The sequence below is a fragment of the Microbacterium sp. KSW4-4 genome (genome assembly GCF_023091185.1).
GTDB classification, from domain to species: domain Bacteria; phylum Actinomycetota; class Actinomycetes; order Actinomycetales; family Microbacteriaceae; genus Microbacterium; species Microbacterium paraoxydans.
The window spans coordinates 980,909-995,900 of record NZ_JAHWXJ010000001.1 but is presented as its reverse complement, the minus strand read 5'-3'; the positions used below and the strand labels follow the sequence as shown (position 1 = coordinate 995,900).

Annotated in this window: 15 protein-coding genes; 5 read left to right on the top strand and 10 right to left on the bottom strand. The window is 72.3% G+C overall.

Annotated elements, in window-relative coordinates:
* Window positions 1-23 precede the first annotated feature (23 nt).
* The 4 genes from KZC57_RS04930 (at window position 24) to KZC57_RS04915 (ending at window position 3,827) form a co-directional block, all read left to right on the top strand.
* A complete protein-coding gene (locus KZC57_RS04930; protein ID WP_025105664.1) occupies window positions 24-422 on the top strand; it encodes a cytidine deaminase in 399 nt (132 codons plus the stop codon).
* Window positions 419-1,732: a thymidine phosphorylase gene (locus KZC57_RS04925; protein ID WP_247641179.1), complete on the top strand. Its 1,314-nt coding sequence runs from the start codon at window positions 419-421 to the stop codon at window positions 1,730-1,732. Before KZC57_RS04930 ends, KZC57_RS04925 begins: the two co-directional genes overlap by 4 nt.
* 48 nt (window positions 1,733-1,780) lie before the next feature.
* Window positions 1,781-2,896, top strand: a complete 1,116-nt coding sequence (locus KZC57_RS04920; RefSeq protein WP_060921498.1) for an adenosine deaminase — start codon at window positions 1,781-1,783, stop codon at window positions 2,894-2,896.
* A 61-nt stretch (window positions 2,897-2,957) separates the two neighbouring features.
* On the top strand, window positions 2,958-3,827 hold the full coding sequence (locus KZC57_RS04915; RefSeq protein WP_083370895.1) for a carbohydrate kinase family protein: 870 nt from the start codon (window positions 2,958-2,960) through the stop codon (window positions 3,825-3,827).
* On the opposite strand, the gene KZC57_RS04910 is transcribed toward KZC57_RS04915, so the two are convergent.
* The 7 genes from KZC57_RS04910 to KZC57_RS04880 are packed head-to-tail and all read right to left on the bottom strand — an operon-like array spanning window position 3,824 to window position 10,098.
* Window positions 3,824-4,570: an alpha/beta hydrolase gene (locus tag KZC57_RS04910; RefSeq protein WP_247641178.1), complete on the bottom strand. Its 747-nt coding sequence runs from the start codon at window positions 4,568-4,570 to the stop codon at window positions 3,824-3,826. The genes KZC57_RS04915 and KZC57_RS04910 overlap by 4 nt on opposite strands.
* A 37-nt stretch (window positions 4,571-4,607) precedes the next feature.
* Window positions 4,608-5,762 (bottom strand): mannitol-1-phosphate 5-dehydrogenase, encoded by a 1,155-nt coding sequence (locus KZC57_RS04905; protein WP_247641177.1) that lies wholly within the window; start codon window positions 5,760-5,762, stop codon window positions 4,608-4,610.
* Window positions 5,759-6,193 carry a PTS sugar transporter subunit IIA gene (locus tag KZC57_RS04900; protein ID WP_247641176.1) on the bottom strand — a complete coding sequence of 145 codons (435 nt, stop codon included), beginning with the start codon at window positions 6,191-6,193 and terminating at the stop codon, window positions 5,759-5,761. The genes KZC57_RS04905 and KZC57_RS04900 overlap by 4 nt, the downstream gene beginning before the upstream one ends.
* Entirely contained in the window at window positions 6,190-7,824 is a 1,635-nt protein-coding gene (locus KZC57_RS04895; RefSeq protein ID WP_247641175.1) for a PTS mannitol transporter subunit IICB, read from the bottom strand. Before KZC57_RS04895 ends, KZC57_RS04900 begins: the two co-directional genes overlap by 4 nt.
* On the bottom strand, window positions 7,821-9,506 hold the full coding sequence (gene ptsP, locus KZC57_RS04890) for a phosphoenolpyruvate--protein phosphotransferase (protein WP_247641174.1): 1,686 nt from the start codon (window positions 9,504-9,506) through the stop codon (window positions 7,821-7,823). Before ptsP ends, KZC57_RS04895 begins: the two co-directional genes overlap by 4 nt.
* The gene (locus KZC57_RS04885) at window positions 9,503-9,784 is read right to left on the bottom strand and encodes an HPr family phosphocarrier protein (protein WP_071329668.1); all 282 of its coding nucleotides are present in this window, start codon (window positions 9,782-9,784) and stop codon (window positions 9,503-9,505) included. Before KZC57_RS04885 ends, ptsP begins: the two co-directional genes overlap by 4 nt.
* The gene (locus KZC57_RS04880; RefSeq protein ID WP_060923562.1) at window positions 9,781-10,098 is read right to left on the bottom strand and encodes a PTS sugar transporter subunit IIB; all 318 of its coding nucleotides are present in this window, start codon (window positions 10,096-10,098) and stop codon (window positions 9,781-9,783) included. The genes KZC57_RS04885 and KZC57_RS04880 overlap by 4 nt, the downstream gene beginning before the upstream one ends.
* A gap of 163 nt (window positions 10,099-10,261) precedes the next feature.
* Here KZC57_RS04880 and KZC57_RS04875 point away from each other — a divergent pair, with 163 nt between their 5' ends.
* Window positions 10,262-12,184: a PRD domain-containing protein gene (locus KZC57_RS04875; RefSeq protein ID WP_144882502.1), complete on the top strand. Its 1,923-nt coding sequence runs from the start codon at window positions 10,262-10,264 to the stop codon at window positions 12,182-12,184.
* Window positions 12,185-12,187: 3 nt separating this feature from the next.
* Here the strand turns inward: KZC57_RS04875 and KZC57_RS04870 are convergent, their stop codons facing one another.
* From KZC57_RS04870 to KZC57_RS04860, 3 genes are read right to left on the bottom strand one after another with little or no spacing between them, the layout of a single operon-like run.
* Window positions 12,188-12,451, bottom strand: coding sequence for an HPr family phosphocarrier protein (locus tag KZC57_RS04870; protein WP_105950168.1), 264 nt, complete (start codon window positions 12,449-12,451; stop codon window positions 12,188-12,190).
* A 2-nt stretch (window positions 12,452-12,453) separates the two neighbouring features.
* The gene (locus KZC57_RS04865; protein WP_247641173.1) at window positions 12,454-14,124 is read right to left on the bottom strand and encodes a phospho-sugar mutase; all 1,671 of its coding nucleotides are present in this window, start codon (window positions 14,122-14,124) and stop codon (window positions 12,454-12,456) included.
* Window positions 14,121-14,954 (bottom strand): purine-nucleoside phosphorylase, encoded by an 834-nt coding sequence (locus tag KZC57_RS04860; RefSeq protein ID WP_247641172.1) that lies wholly within the window; start codon window positions 14,952-14,954, stop codon window positions 14,121-14,123. Before KZC57_RS04860 ends, KZC57_RS04865 begins: the two co-directional genes overlap by 4 nt.
* Between the last annotated feature and the right edge of the window lie 38 nt (window positions 14,955-14,992).

The window sequence follows — 14,992 nt, the reverse complement described above, 5'->3', positions numbered from 1 at the left end:
GCAGGGAAGAAGGAACCATCACCATGACGGACATCGACTGGGACGAGCTGCGCCAGGTCGCCGCGGAAGCCATGACCAAGGCGTACGCGCCGTACTCGCGTTACCGCGTGGGGGCGGCGGCTCTCGTCAGCGACGGGCGGATCGTTGCCGGCTGCAATGTCGAGAACGCCTCGTACGGCGTCACGCTGTGCGCGGAGTGTGCGCTCGTGGGCGACCTGTTCATGTCCGGCGGCGGGCAGCTCGTCGCCTTCGTGTGTGTGAACAACGACGGCGAGACGATCATGCCCTGCGGCCGGTGCCGGCAGCTGCTGTTCGAGCACGCCGTACCCGGCATGCTGCTGGAGACGGTCTCCGGCATCCGCACGATCGACGAGGTGCTACCCGATGCGTTCGGGCCGCGCGACCTGGAGGAAGCACGATGACCGCTGGACAGGCTCAGGGAGCCATCGAGCAGTTCGACGCGATCGACGTGATCCGCGCCAAGCGGGACGGCGGGGCGGTGCCGGAGCCGGCGCTGCGCTGGATGGTGGACGCCTACACGCGCGGCTACGTGTCCGACGCGCAGATGGCGTCCTTCGCGATGGCGATCTTCCAGCGCGGCATGGAGCGCGACGAGATCCGCGTGCTCACCGACGCGATGATCGCCTCCGGCGAGCGGATGAGCTTCGCGACGCTCGGCAAGAGGACCGTGGACAAGCACTCCACCGGCGGTGTCGGCGACAAGATCACCCTGCCGCTGGCCCCGCTGGTCGCCTCGTTCGGCGTGGCGGTCCCGCAGCTCAGCGGTCGCGGCCTCGGCCACACCGGTGGCACGCTCGACAAGCTGGAGTCGATCCCCGGCTGGCGCGCGGCGCTCAGCAACGAGGAGATGTTCGCGCAGATGCAGGGCGACGTCGGGGCCGTGATCTGCGCCGCGGGCTCCGGTCTCGCTCCCGCCGACAAGAAGCTCTACGCGCTCCGCGATGTGACCGGCACCGTGGAGGCCATCCCGCTGATCGCCTCCAGCATCATGTCGAAGAAGATCGCCGAAGGGACCGACGCTCTCGTCCTGGACGTGAAGTTCGGCTCCGGCGCCTTCATGCAGGACATCGACCGCGCCCGCGAGCTCGCCCGCACGATGGTCGCGCTCGGCACCGACTCCGGCGTCGCCACCACTGCACTTCTGACCGACATGAACGTCCCTCTGGGACGCGCGATCGGCAACGCGAACGAGGTCCGCGAGTCGGTCGAGATCCTCGCCGGCGGAGGACCCGCCGACGTACGGGAGCTGACCGTCGCGCTCGCCAGGGAGATGCTCGCCCTCGCCGGGCAGCCCGACGCGGACGTGGAGGCAGCGCTGGACGACGGCCGCGCCATGGACGCCTGGAAGGCGATGATCCGCGCCCAGGACGGCGACCCCGATGCGGCCCTCCCGGTCGCGCGGGAGACGCACGTCGTCACGGCGCCCGCGGACGGCATCGTCACCCGGATGGACGCGCTCCCCTTCGGCATCGCCGCCTGGCGTCTCGGCGCCGGCCGTGCGCGGGCCGAGGACCCGGTGATCTTCGAGGCGGGCATCGACCTGCATGCGAAGCCCGGTGACCGGGTGGCCGCCGGGCAGCCGCTGTTCACGCTGTCGGCGGCGGACGAGGCGCGCTTCCCGCGAGCCATCGAGGCGCTCGAAGGGGCCTGGGAGCTCGGCGACGAAGCGCCGACCGTGGGGCCGATCGTCCGCGAGCGCATCACGGCGTGAGGCCCGGGCGCTAGCCTGGACGAACACCCCGCGACCGAGAGGATCCCCATGTCGATCGATGCGAGCGGCGACGTCGCCATCCAGGGCGTCTCCTTGCGGAGCCTGCCGAAGGTGTCGCTGCACGACCACCTGGACGGCGCCGTGCGCCCGGCCACGATCATCGAGCTCGCCGACGCGATCGGTCTCGACCTCCCCGCCTCCGACCCGGCGGCGCTCGGCTCCTGGTTCGCGAAGAAGAGCGACTCCGGATCGCTGGTGGAGTACCTGAAGACCTTCGAGCTCACCACCGCGGTCATGCAGACCCGGGAGGGGCTGACCCGTGTCGCGCGCGAGTTCGTCCAGGACCTCGCGGCCGACGGCGTCATCTACGGCGAGGTGCGCTGGGCACCGGAACAGCACCAGGCCGGCGGTCTCTCGCTGGAGGATGCCGTCGAGGCCGTGCAGCAGGGGATCGAGGAGGGCGAGGACGCGGCGGACCGGGACGGTCGCAGCATCCGCGTCGGACAGCTCCTCACCGCCATGCGGCACACCGACCGCGCCAGGGAGATCGCCGAGCTCGCGGTGGACTTCCGCGGACGCGGCGCCGTCGGCTTCGACATCGCCGGTCCCGAGGACGGTTTCCCGCCGTCGGACCACCGCGCGGCTTTCGACTACCTCGCCGAGAACTTCTTCCCGGTGACCGTGCATGCGGGGGAGGCGGCCGGGCTCGCCTCGATCCGCTCGGCCCTGCTGGACGGTCGTGCGCTCCGCCTCGGACACGGCGTCCGGATCGCCGAGGACCTCGAGGTCGTCACGCAGGAGGGCGACGAGGTGCAGGTGCGCTTCGGCGACCTCGCGCGCTGGGTGCGCGACCGGGAGATCCCGCTGGAGCTCTCCCCGTCGTCGAACCTGCAGACGGGTGCCGTCGCCGCGTGGGGCAAGACGCTCGCCGATCACCCGTTCGACCTGCTCTACCAGCTCGGCTTCGCGGTGACCGTGAACGTGGACAACCGCACCATGAGCGCCACCTCGCTCACCAGGGAACTTGCCCTGCTCGTGCAGACCTTCGAGTACGACCTCGACGACCTCGAGGCCTTCCAGTTCAACGCCGCCGCAGCCGCCTTCCTCCCCGTCGAGGAGAGGGAAGAGCTCGTCGAGATGATCGCCGAGGGCTTCGACGCCTGAGCCCGGGTCGACACGACCGGTCCGCGCGCCGGAACGGGAGGCGGCGCGCGAGGATGGACACATGCCCGCCTCCGTCTTCCTCGCCGGTCCCGCGTCCTGGAACCGCATGGTCCTTCTCGACCGGCTCCCCGAGCCGGTGCCGCACATGCAGTTCGCGCAGGCGAGCTGGGAGACGATCGGCGGCACGAGTGCGGGCAAGGCGCTGAGCCTGACGGCGCTCGGCCGATCCGTCGTGCTGCATGCCATCGCCGGGGACGACGAGGATGGGCTCCGGGTGCGTGCGGCGCTGGAGGAGGCCGGGGTGGTCGCGCAGTGGACGGACGGAACCACGGAGCGGCACCTCAACCTGATGACTTCGCAGGGTGACCGGGTGTCGCTGTACCTCTCCACACCGGCGGAGACGACGGGGACGGAGGACGCCGCGTACGCCACGGCGATGACCGCCGCCGACGCCGTCGTGCTCGATCTGGCCGCGGAGCCACGGCGGTTGCTCCCGCTCGCGGCGGCCAGCGGCACGCCGCTCTGGGTCGACGTGCACGACTACGACGGCATCGACGCGTACCACCGGCCGTTCCTGGAGGCGGCCGCGGCGGTGTTCTGCAACGCGGATCGGCTGGCCGCGCCGGTGGAGTTCCTCCGCGCCGCCGTCGCGGACGGAGCGGAGTTCGCCGTGTGCACCCTCGGCGCCGAGGGAGCGGTCGCGGTGGGGGAGGACGGGGCCGAGCTGCGGGTGCCCGCGCTGCCGACCACCGTCGTCGACACCAACGGCGCGGGCGACGCGTTCCTGGCCGGAGTCCTCGACGCGCGGCTGGCCGGTGCGGACCTGGCGTCGGCGCTCTCGGCGGGTGCGCGCTCGGCCGCCGGCGTGCTGACCACCCGGCACCTGCATCCGCTGCTCGATCCCATCCTCGGGGATCCGCGGGCGGCTTAGGGCGCGACCTGCTCCAGGAAGTCGCCGACGACCTCGGTGATCTCGGCGTGCATCTCGTCGTCGTCGATGTTCGGGGTGCCGTCACCGGTCTGGGGTCCGTAGTCGCCGAAGGAGGCGTGGGAGGCGCCGTCGATCTCGACGAACTCGGCGTCAGCGGGGAGTTCGGAGCGCGCGTCCGCGATCTTCTCCGGCGTGGAGAGGCCGTCCTCGCTGCCGGAGACGCTCAGTACAGGGAGGTCGGTTCCGGCGAGGTCGGTCGCGCAGTAGGAGGCGAAGAGGACGAGGGCGTCGGCGTCCGTCGCGAGCTGACAGGCGCGCACCCCGCCGAGGGAGTGGCCGCCCACGGCCCAGGTGTCCACGTCGGGCGCGGCGCTCGTGAACGAGTCGAGGCCACGCGGATCGAAGAAGGCGAGATTGAGCCAGGGCCGGGTGATGACGACCGTGGTGCCCTCCTCCGCGAGTCCCTGCAGGATCGACGCATAGGCCCAGGGGTCGACCTTCGCTCCCGGGATGAAGACCAGTCCGCGGTCTGACGCGCCGTCCGCGGGCTCCAGGACGATCCCCTCCTCGGCATCGGTCACCGTGATCGCGGGGTTCTCACGGACGGCGGCGAGCGGTTCGGGCTCCGCGGCCATGACGCCGACCTGGCTCCAGACGAGGATGCCGCCGACGGCGAGGAGGAGGACGATCGCCCCACCCCACAGGATTCTCTTCAGGACGCGGCGCCCGGGCTTGTTGTGCACAGCAGCAACGCTACTCCCGCCCGGACGCCGCGTCCTCTCAGCCGGCGAGGGCCGCCTGCCGGAGCGCCACCGCGTCGCGGACGGCAGGGAAGAGCGGGTGCTCCGGATCGAGGCCCGTGGTGCGGACGGTGAATCCGCCGGCATCCTCGGTGCGCAGCAGGGCCTGCAGCTCGACCGCCTGCTCGTCGGCGGGGTCGTCGAACTCCAGCGCGGCGGCGACGGCCGCCACCAGGGCGTCCGTCGACAGTCCGTGCTCGGCCGCCATCGCCGCGGGACCGATGAAGCGCTCGTGCCGGGAGATCTTCCGCAGCGGCTGACGGCCGACGCGCTGCACGGTGTCCACGAGTGCGGGATTGCGGAACCGCTCGAGGATGGTCGCGCGGTACTGCGCCAGCTCCGCGGGGTCGAGACCGTGTTCGACGACCAGCACCGCCGAGGTCTCCTCCAGCGCCGCGGAGACCTGCGCGGCGATCGCCTCGTCCGCGAGGGCGTCCGAGATCCGCTCGACGCCCGCCCGCGCACCGAAGTACGCGGTGGCGGCATGACCGGTGTTCACCGTGAAGAGCTTGCGCTCGATGTACGGCGCGAGGTCGTCGACGAAATGGGCGCCGGGAATGCGCGGCCGGGTGTCGCCGAACGGCCGGGCCTCGATCGCCCACTCGAAGTACGGCTCCACCGTGACGTCGATGCCGCCGCCCTCCGGCTGCGCGGGCACGATCCGGTCGACGGCGGTGTTCGCGAACACGGCGCGGCCGAGCAGCGTATCGGCGTCCGGCCCCGCCGCGGCGATGATCTCCTGCCGCAGCTGATCGGTGGCGCCGATGGCGTTCTCGCAGGCCATCACCTGCAGCGGCGCGGCCTCGGGGGAGCGCAGCGCGAGCCCGGCGACGATCGACGGGGCGACGAACCGCAGCACCGTGGGGCCGACGGCGGTCGTGACGACGTCGGCCGTCGCCACCTCCTCCGCCACCACGGCGGGGTCCGTGCGGCTGTTCACCGCACGGAACCCGGAGACGACGTGGTCGGTCCCTCCGGGGCCGGCTTCGTGCACGGTGTACGAGTCCGCCTGGTCGATCGCCTCCACGAGCGCGTCGGCGACGTCGCTGAACACGACCTCGTAGCCGCCCTCGTGCAGGAGCAGGCCGACGAAACCGCGCCCGATGTTGCCCGCCCCGAAGTGGACCGCCTTCATCCCTCGTTCACCTCCGAGAGGAGAGCGAACAGCTCGTCCGGCGTTGCCGCCGCTTCCAGCCGCGCGACGTCGTCCTCCTCGGAGAAGAGGATCGCGATGCGCGACAGGATGTCGAGGTGCTCGTCGCCGACGCCGGAGATGCCGATCACGAACCGCGCCTGCTCGCCGTCCCAGTCGACGCCGCCGTCGTAGCGGACGACGGAGAGGGCGGAGGCGAGGATGGCGTCCTTCGCCTCGTTCGTGCCGTGCGGGATGGCCAGCCCGTTGCCCATGTACGTCGACACGGTCTCCTCGCGCTGGCGCATCGCGTCGACGTACGCCGGGGTCACCGCGCCGGCGGCGACGAGGATGTCCGTCGCCTCCTGGAGCGCGTCGTCGCGCGACGCGCCTCCCGGGTGGATGCGGACCTGCTCGGCAGTGAGAACGCTCATTCTTCGTCCTTTCGCTGTTCCTTGACCATCTCGACGACCTCGTCGTACTTCGGCGAGTTCATGAAGTTGTCCACCGAGACGTGCAGGGAGTCGGGCGACTTCGCCGTGGCCCGGTCGGTGAGCTGCTGCTGCGTGATGACCACGTCGGCGGCGCCGTCGAGGTTGGCGATGGCGGCGTTCGTGACGGTGACGCCCTCGATGCCGGCCTTCTTCAGCTTGTTGCGGAGCACGCTGGCACCCATGGCGGACGAGCCCATGCCGGCATCGCACGCGAACACGATGGTCTCGATGGGGGCCGCCGAGACCGCGGTGGTGGCGGGAGCCGGCGTGGTCTCCGGAGCCGTCGTCGCGGTCGAGGTGCGCAGGGCGTCCATCGCCGCGGACGACTTGCCCTTGTTCGCCTCGGTCTGCGCGATGGCCGCGCCGAACGCGTCGCCCTCGGCAGAGAGGTCGCGCTTGCGCGAGGCCCGCAGGATGACGCCGGTGATGAGGAACGTCACGGTCGCCGCGATGATGACCGACAGGTAGACGACGAGGAGGTTGGCGACGCCAGGGCCGATGGCTGCGGCGGTCACGGCGATGATGCTGCCCGGGGCCGCCGGGAAGGCGAGTCCGCCGCCGAGGACCATGTTGGTCGTCACACCGGCCGCTCCACCCGCGATGAGCGCGAGGATCGTGGTCGGCTTGCTGAGCGCGTACGGGAAGTAGATCTCGTGGATGCCGCCGAAGAACTGGATGATGGCGGCACCGGGAGCGGAGGCCTTCGCCGCGCCGACCCCGAAGAAGGTGAACGCGAGCAGCAGACCGAGGCCGGGGCCGGGGTTCGCCTCGATGAGGAAGAGGATCGACTTGCCCGTCTCGGCGGCCTGCTCGATCCCCAGCGGCGTGAACACGCCGTGGTTGATGGCGTTGTTGAGGAACAGCACCTTGGCCGGCTCGACGATGATCGACACGAGCGGCAGCAGGTTGAGCGAGACGAGCCAGTCGACGGCAGCCCCCAGCGCGGCGCTGATGCCGAGCATGACCGGGCCGAAGGCGAAGAACCCGACGATGGCGAGGATCATGCCCAGGATGCCGGCGGAGAAGTTGTTGACGAGCATCTCGAAGCCGGGGCGGATCTTGCCGTCCCACAGCTTGTCGACCTGCTTCATGATCCACGCGGCGATCGGGCCCATGATCATGGCGCCGAGGAACATCGGGATGTTCGTCCCGACGATCACCCCGACGGTCGCGATCGTCGCGACCACGCCACCGCGCTCGCCGTAGACCATGCGTCCGGCCGTGTTCGCGATCAGGAGGGGCAGCAGGTAGGTGACCATCGGGCCGACCAGGCCGACGTAGGCCAGGATGTTGCCGTCCGCGCCCTCAGCGACCGCGGTCATCGCGCCCTGCCAGCCGAGGACGGCGGAGTCGCCGCCGCCGCCGATGATCTCGGCGACGCCGGCCCAGTGCCAGCCGAACGGGCTCTCGGCCCCGAAGAAGCCCTTCGGGATGAAGAGCATTGTGATGAAGCCCCAGGCGATGAAGGCCGCGATGTTCGGCATGATCATGCCGGAGAGGAACGTGCCGAAACGCTGCACGCCCACGCGGAGGCCACCGGGGGCGGTGGCGGCGGGTGACGTCGTCGTCATGATGTGGTCTCTTTCTGATGAGGGGGGAGTGCCGCGGCGAGGGTCGCCGCAGCGGTGCGGGCGGAGGGGGCGTCGTCCGCGCCGAGCGCGGCTTCCGCAAGGCGGACGGCATCGTCGCGAGTCCGGGCGGCGAGCGCCTGGCGGACGTCCGCGAGGGCCGACGGCGCCATGGAGAGGCTCGTCGCGCCGAGGCCCACGAGGACGACGGCGAGCAGCGGATCGGCCGCGGCCTCGCCGCAGATGCCGACCGGCTTGCCGAGACGGGCGCCGGCCGCGCCGACCTCGCGCACCAGGCGCAGCACCGCGGGGTGCCAGGGGTCCTGGAACGACGCGACGGAACCGAGCAGCCGGTCCGCGGCCATCGTGTACTGGGTGAGGTCGTTGGTGCCGATCGACGCGAAGTCGGCGTGCGCGAGCACCCGGTCGGCGAGCAGGGCGCTGGCGGGCACCTCGACCATGACGCCTGCCGTCTTCAGCCCGTACTCGCGGGCGAGGCCGGTGAAGTACACGGTCTCCTCGACGGTGGCCACCATGGGTGCCATGACCCACAGGTCGGCGTCGGTCGCCGCGTCGGCCTCGGCCAGCGCGGTCAGCTGTTCGCGGAGGATGTCCTCGCTCGCGCGGAGTGCCCGCAGGCCGCGCAGTCCCAGGGCCGGATTCTCCTCGTGTGCGTCGTTGAGGAAGGCCAGCGGCTTGTCGGCCCCCGCGTCGAGCATCCGCACGACGACCTTCTTGCCGGGGAACGCCTCCAGCAGCTCGCGATAGGCGTCCCGCTGCTGGGCGACCGTCGGCGCCTGCGACGCCGAGAGGAACAGGAACTCCGTCCGGAACAGGCCGACACCCTCGGCCCCCCGAGCGACCGCGTCGGCGGCATCGGCAGGCTTCCCCAGGTTCGCGAGCAGCGCGACCGGTGTGCCGTCGGCGAGCGCACCGGGGGTGAGCGGGGCGTCGTCGGCGGCGCGGCGGGCGGCGGCGCGCTCGGCGGCGCGGGCGCGCTCGTCGTCGGTCGGCTCGCGGGTGATGACACCCGCGGCCGCGTCGACGATCACGGTCTCCCCGGTCGTCAGGGCGTGCCCGTCGCCGACGCCGACCACGGCCACGATGCCCTTCTCCCTGGCGAGGATCGCCGTGTGGGAGGTCGGGCCGCCGTCGGTGGTGACGAGGGCGAGCACCTGGTCGAGGTTCAGCAGCGCAGTGTCGGCGGGCGCGAGGTCACGCGCCACGAGGACGAACGGGTGCCCAGGATCGGGGACGCCGGGGGCCTCCACGCCGCGCAGCCGGGCGAGCACCCGCTGCGCGATGTCGTCGAGATCGGCGGCGCGCTCGCCGAGGTAGCCGCCGACGGCTTCGAGCGTGGCCCGGAAGCCGGCGAAGGCGTCGTGCACGGCCCACTCCGCGGTGGCGCCGGCGTCGATCCTGCTGTCGACCTCGTCCTGCAGGGTGGGGTCCTCGGCGATCATCGCCTGCGCCTCGAGCACCTCCTGCGCCGCACCACCGGCGGCCTCGCCGCGCTGGGTCAGCTCCTGCGCCACGACGGCGACGGCCTCGCGGACCCGCGCGCGCTCGGCATCCGCCCCCGCGGTGCTCGGTGTGTTCTCGGGCGCGGGCAGCGCCTCGGTCATGCGGACGACCGGTCCCTGCGCGACGCCGAGACCGATCCCCACCCCTCGCAGCGCGCTCATCCGGCGGCGTCCTGGTCGTGGTCGGTGGTCAGCAGCTCGGTGAGCGTGTCCAGGACGCCCTCCGCGCCGTCGCCCTCGGCCGTGAGCGTCACGTAGTCGCCGTGCTCGATGGCCAGGGCGATCACCCCGAGGATGCTCGCGGCGTTGACCGGCTTGCCGGAATCCTTGGCGATCGTGACCGCGAGGCCGGAGTCCTTCGCGGCCTGCGCGAAGATCTTGGCGGGCCGGGCGTGCAGTCCGTGCGAAGAGCCGATGCGGACGGTGCGGGTGGCGGTCATGGTGTTCCTTTCGGGGCCCCGCCGGCGGCGGCGAGGGTCGACTGGGCGAGGAGAAGCGTGCGGCCGCCGTCGCGATCGGCGAACACGTCGTCCGGCAGGACCGCGACGGGCGCGCGGGTCAGGTCGCGGATGGCGCCGAGGCGCTCACGGAGGTGCGGACCCACGAGGACGAGGTCGTGCCCGCCGACGGGGACGGTGCTCTCGACCCCGGCGTCCGCGTCCCAGTCCAGTCCCGCCGCGGCGGCGGCGGTGCGCAGGCGCTGTGCGACGAACGTGCTCGACGCGCCGGCGCCGCAGACCACGAGAATCCTCATCGATGTCACCTTCCTGAGAACAGTCTGGGAAATCGGGCCGCGGTGGCACCAACACGTTCTCTTCCGCCCCTGCGGAACCCTGCTCGCCGCGCCCGTGTCGCCGGAGGCTGTCATCATGGAGAGCAGTCGGACAGTGCCGTCAGCACGGGAACTCGGAGGGATCATGTCGCGCCAGCGTCAGGACCAGCTCCTCGCCGCCCTGCTGCGCGAGGAGGGCTGGGCGACCGCGGGCACGCTGGCCGACCTCCTCGGCGTGACGCCCCGGAGCATCCGTTCCTACGTCGCGGCCCTGAACGCCCGCACGCCCGGCGCCGCGGTCGTCGAGTCCGGCCCGGCGGGCTATCGGGCGGGCCCCGGCGCCCGCGGTGCGCTCCGGGTGCGGCAGGGCGGCGACTCCGCGCCCCGCGAACGGCTGCACGCCCTGGTCCGGCTGCTGCTGGACGAGGAGGAGGGGATCGACGTCTTCGACACGGCGGACGCCCTGCACGTGAGCGAGGCGACGCTGGAGGCGGACCTCGTGCGCGTCCGCGGGCTCCTCGACGGCACCGACCTGACGCTCGAACGTGCACGGGAGCGGGTGCGGCTCCGCGGAGACGAGGCTGCTCAGCGCCGGCTGCTCAGCCGCCTCGCGCACGACGAGATGGACGACGCCTCGTTCCACCCCGAGATCTTCCGGCGAGCCCTCTCCGGGACCGCGGTCGATGCGCAGGCAGTCGGACCCTTCAAGTCCGCCCTGGTGGGAGAGCTCGGCGAGCTCGGCTACTACGTCAACGAGCTCGCGATCGCCGACGTCCTGCTGCATATCGCGATCGCCGCCGAGCGAGTGGCCGCCGGGCGCGCCCTCGACGCGCCGCCGGTGGGAGCCCGACCGGAGATCCCGCGGGTGGGAGCGGTGATCGCCCGCCTCGCGGCCGAGCACTTCGCCGTGGTCCTTGGCGAGGGGGACAGCGGTCACCTCGCCTCCCTGGTCCTCACCCGGATCGTCGCCCCCGGTGGCGAGGCGGCGCAGGAGCTCGCCCGCAGCGGCGTCGCCCCGGACGTGGAGGCGGCGGTCCGAGCGGAGATCGCGCGGGCCGCGGAGGACTACCGCGTCGACCTCGTCGACGAGACCTTCGTGCTCCGTCTCGCGCTGCACGTGCAGAACCTCCTGCGTCGTGCCGAGGAGAGTGCGCTCACCCGGAATCCGCTCACCCGCTCGCTGAAGACGACGTACCCGATGATCTTCGAGGTCGCGGTGTCGATCGCGAGCGGTCTGCACGACCGGCTCGGCACGCCCATCCACGATGACGAGATCGCCTACATCGCCATGCACGTCGGTGGCCGGCTGGAACGGAGCCGCAAGGCGGAGTCCATCCTCACCGCGACCATCGTCTGCCCGGGCTACTACGAGCTCCACGAACTCCTGCGCTCGAGCGTGGACCGCTCGCTGGGCTCCGCGATCGAGGTCACCAGCGTCGTCACGAACGTCGACCCGGACTGGGCGTCGTTCGACACCGACCTCGTGCTGAGCACGATCGAGCCCGGGGCCGCGGGCGACCGCTTCGTGCGCATCCAGCCGTTCCTCACCGACGCGGACGTCGACCGCATCCAGCAGGCCGCGGGGCGCCTGCGCCGGGGGCGACGGCTCGCCCGGCTCCGGGAGGAGCTCGCGCGTTACTTCCACCCCGACGCCTTCGTGCATCCCCTCCCGGACGACGGCGAGGAGGCCATCATCCGGCGGCTCGGCGCGCCGCTCGTGCGGGCCGGCCTGATCGGTGACGACTACGTGGAGAACACGATCGTCCGGGAGCGTATGTCCTCCACGGCGTTCACCGACGCGCTGGCCGTGCCGCACGCGCTGCAGATGACCGCGGCTCGGACGGCGATCGCGCTCGGTGTCGCGGAGGGGTCGGCGGCCTGGGGCGACGGAAGGGTGCAGGTCGTCGCGCTGGCCGCCTTCAGCGAGAGCGACCGCGCCGCCTTCCAGACCGTCTTCGAGCAGCTCGTGGAGGTGTTCAGCGAGCGTGAGAGCGTGCAGCGGATCGTCCGGCGCAGCGCGACCTTCGAGGGTTTCCTCGACGAACTCGTCGCCGTGATCGACGGCTGAGGCTCAGGCGTCGGGGGCGAGCACGAGGGCGAGCTGGTCGAGGACGCTCTCCGAGGCCGGGCCGGCCGGCGTCTCCAGGGTCACGGCGTCGCCGGATGCGAGGGCGAGGTCCATCACCGCGAGGACGCTGCGCAGATCCACGGACGTGCCGTCCGCGGTGCGCAGCGTGACGGGGAGCTCGTGCGCCTGTGCGAGGCGCACGAGCTCCGCGACCGGTCGTGCGTGCACGCCGTTGTGGGCGCTGACGACGACATGGCGGACGGGCATGGTCAGGAGCGCTCGTCCAGGAGGACCCGGACGCCCGCCTCCAGCTCGGCGACGGCCGCCGCGGCCGCCTCGGCGGAATCACCCGTGGCGTCGATGTACACCTTGAGCTTCGGCTCCGTGCCGCTCGGCCGGACGATCACCCGGGAGCCGTCCGAGAGCCGATACCGCAGCACGTCGCCGGAGGGCTGCCCGGGAGCGCTCTGCAGCAGGTCCTCGGCCGACGCGATTGAACGCCCCGCGATCTGCGTGGGCGGAAGCGAGCGCAGCGACAGCATCACCGTGCCGATGAGCGACAGGTCCGCCACCCGCACCGACACCTGCGCGCTCGCGAAGTGCCCGTACGTGTCGCCGACCTCGCGGACGAGATCGGCGAGGGTGAGCCCGCGCTCCTGGGCTTCGGCGGCCAGCCCGAGCACGGCGACCGCGGCGGAGATGCCGTCCTTGTCGCGCACGGTCTCGGGGTTGACGAGGTAGCCCAGAGCCTCCTCGAACCCGAAGACGATGCCAGGGGCCCGGGAGATCCACTTGAAGCCGGTGAGCGTCTCGTGGAAGTCCAGCCCGTGGTGGGCGGCGATGGCGCCGAGCCCGGGGGAGGAGACGAGCGAGCAGGCGAGCGAGGCGCCCGGGGTGCCGTCCGCGGCGCGCGCGGCGCGGGCGCCGAGCAGCAGGCCGACCTCGTTGCCCGTGAGACGGCGCCAGCCGTCCGCGGCGGTCTCGTCCGGGATGGCCACGGCGAGGCGGTCGGCGTCCGGGTCATTGGCGAGGATGAAGTCCGCCTTCGCCCTCCTGGCCGTGGCGAACGCGAGATCCATGGCCCCCGGCTCCTCCGGGTTCGGGAAGGACACCGTGCGGAACGTCGCGTCCGGATGCAGCTGCTCGTCGACCACGACGGGCCGCGGGTAGCCGGCGGCGTCGAGGATGCGGGCGACCGTCTCCCAGCCGACGCCGTGCATCGCGGTGTAGACCCAGCGCAGGCGGCGGGCCCCCGCGGGCGCCGGGGCGACGGCGGCGGTGGCGGCGACGTAGGCCTCGATGAGGTCCTCGCCCGCGGTCTCGTAGGCGGTGGACCGCGGCAGAGCCCGCACGTCGCCGCTGTCCGCGATCCGCTGGATGTGGGCGGCGATCTCGGCGTCGGCGGGAGCGACGATCTGCGAGCCGGCATCCGCGCCGCCGAGGTACACCTTGTAGCCGTTGTCGTCGGGCGGGTTGTGGCTTGCGGTCACCATCACGCCGGCATCGGCGCCGAGGTGACGCACGGCGAAGGCCAGCACGGGCGTCGGCAGCAGGCGGGGGAGCAGGATCGCGCGCAGGCCGGCCCCGGCGAACAGCTCCGCGGAGTCCTGGGCGAACACCCGGGAGTTCCGGCGTCCGTCGTAGCCGATCACGACCGTCGGCGTCGCCCCGGCGGCCCGCTCGCGCAGGTACGCCGCGAAGCCCGCCGCGGCCTGGGAGACGAGCACCCGGTTCATCCGGTTGCTCCCAGCCCCGAGGGCGCCGCGCAGTCCCGCCGTCCCGAACGCGAGACGGCTGCCGAAGCGGTCGTCGAGCTCCGCCACGGCGGCCTCGTCCCCGGAGGCGGCCCGGGTGACGATGCCGGCGAGCTCGTCGCGGGTCTGCGGGTCGGGGTCCTGGCGCAGCCAGGCGCGGGCCTGGGCGAGCCGCTCCTCGCTCACAGGGCCTCGACCACCCGGGCCAGCAGGGCGGAGATCACCGGCTCTGCCTCGCGACCGGCTTCGATGACCTCGGCGTGGCTGAGCGGCGTCTGCTGGATGCCGGCGGCGAGGTTCGTGATGAGCGAGAACCCGAGGATCTCCATGCCGGCCTCGCGCGCGGCGATCGCCTCGAGCGCGGTGGACATGCCGACGATGTGGCCGCCGATGTGCTTCGCCATCTGCACCTCAGCCGGGGTCTCGTAGTGCGGGCCGCGGAACTGCGTGTAGACGCCCTCGTCGAGCGCGGGGTCGACCGTCCGGGCGATGTCGCGCAGGCGCTTCGCGTACAGGTCGGTGAGGTCGATGAACGTCGCGCCCTCCAGGGGCGAGTCGGCGGTGAGGTTGATGTGGTCGCTGATCAGCACCGGCTGACCGGGCTTCCACGTCTCGCGGATGCCACCCGCGCCGTTGGTGAGGACCATGATCTTCGCGCCGGCAGCTGCGGCGGTGCGGACGCTGTGCACGACCCGGCGCACGCCGTGGTTCTCGTAGTAGTGCGTGCGGGCGCCGATGACGAGGACGTTCTTCCCGCCCGGGGTCCGGATGCTGCGCAGCGTGCCGACGTGGCCCTCGAGAGCGGGCTTCGAGAATCCGGTGACCTCGGTCGCGGGGATCGTCGCCACGGTCTCGCCGATGAGGTCGGCCGCCTTGCCCCAGCCGCTGCCGAGCGTGAGGGCGATGTCGTGCTTCTCGACGCCGGTCAGCCGCGCGATGTCGGCGGCGGCTTCGGCTGCGACCTCGAACGGGTTCGCAGCGGGGTCATCGAGGGGGTTGCTGTGGGTTTCAGGCATGGATCCACTCTAGGAAGTGGCAGGCTCCGGTGCCAGGA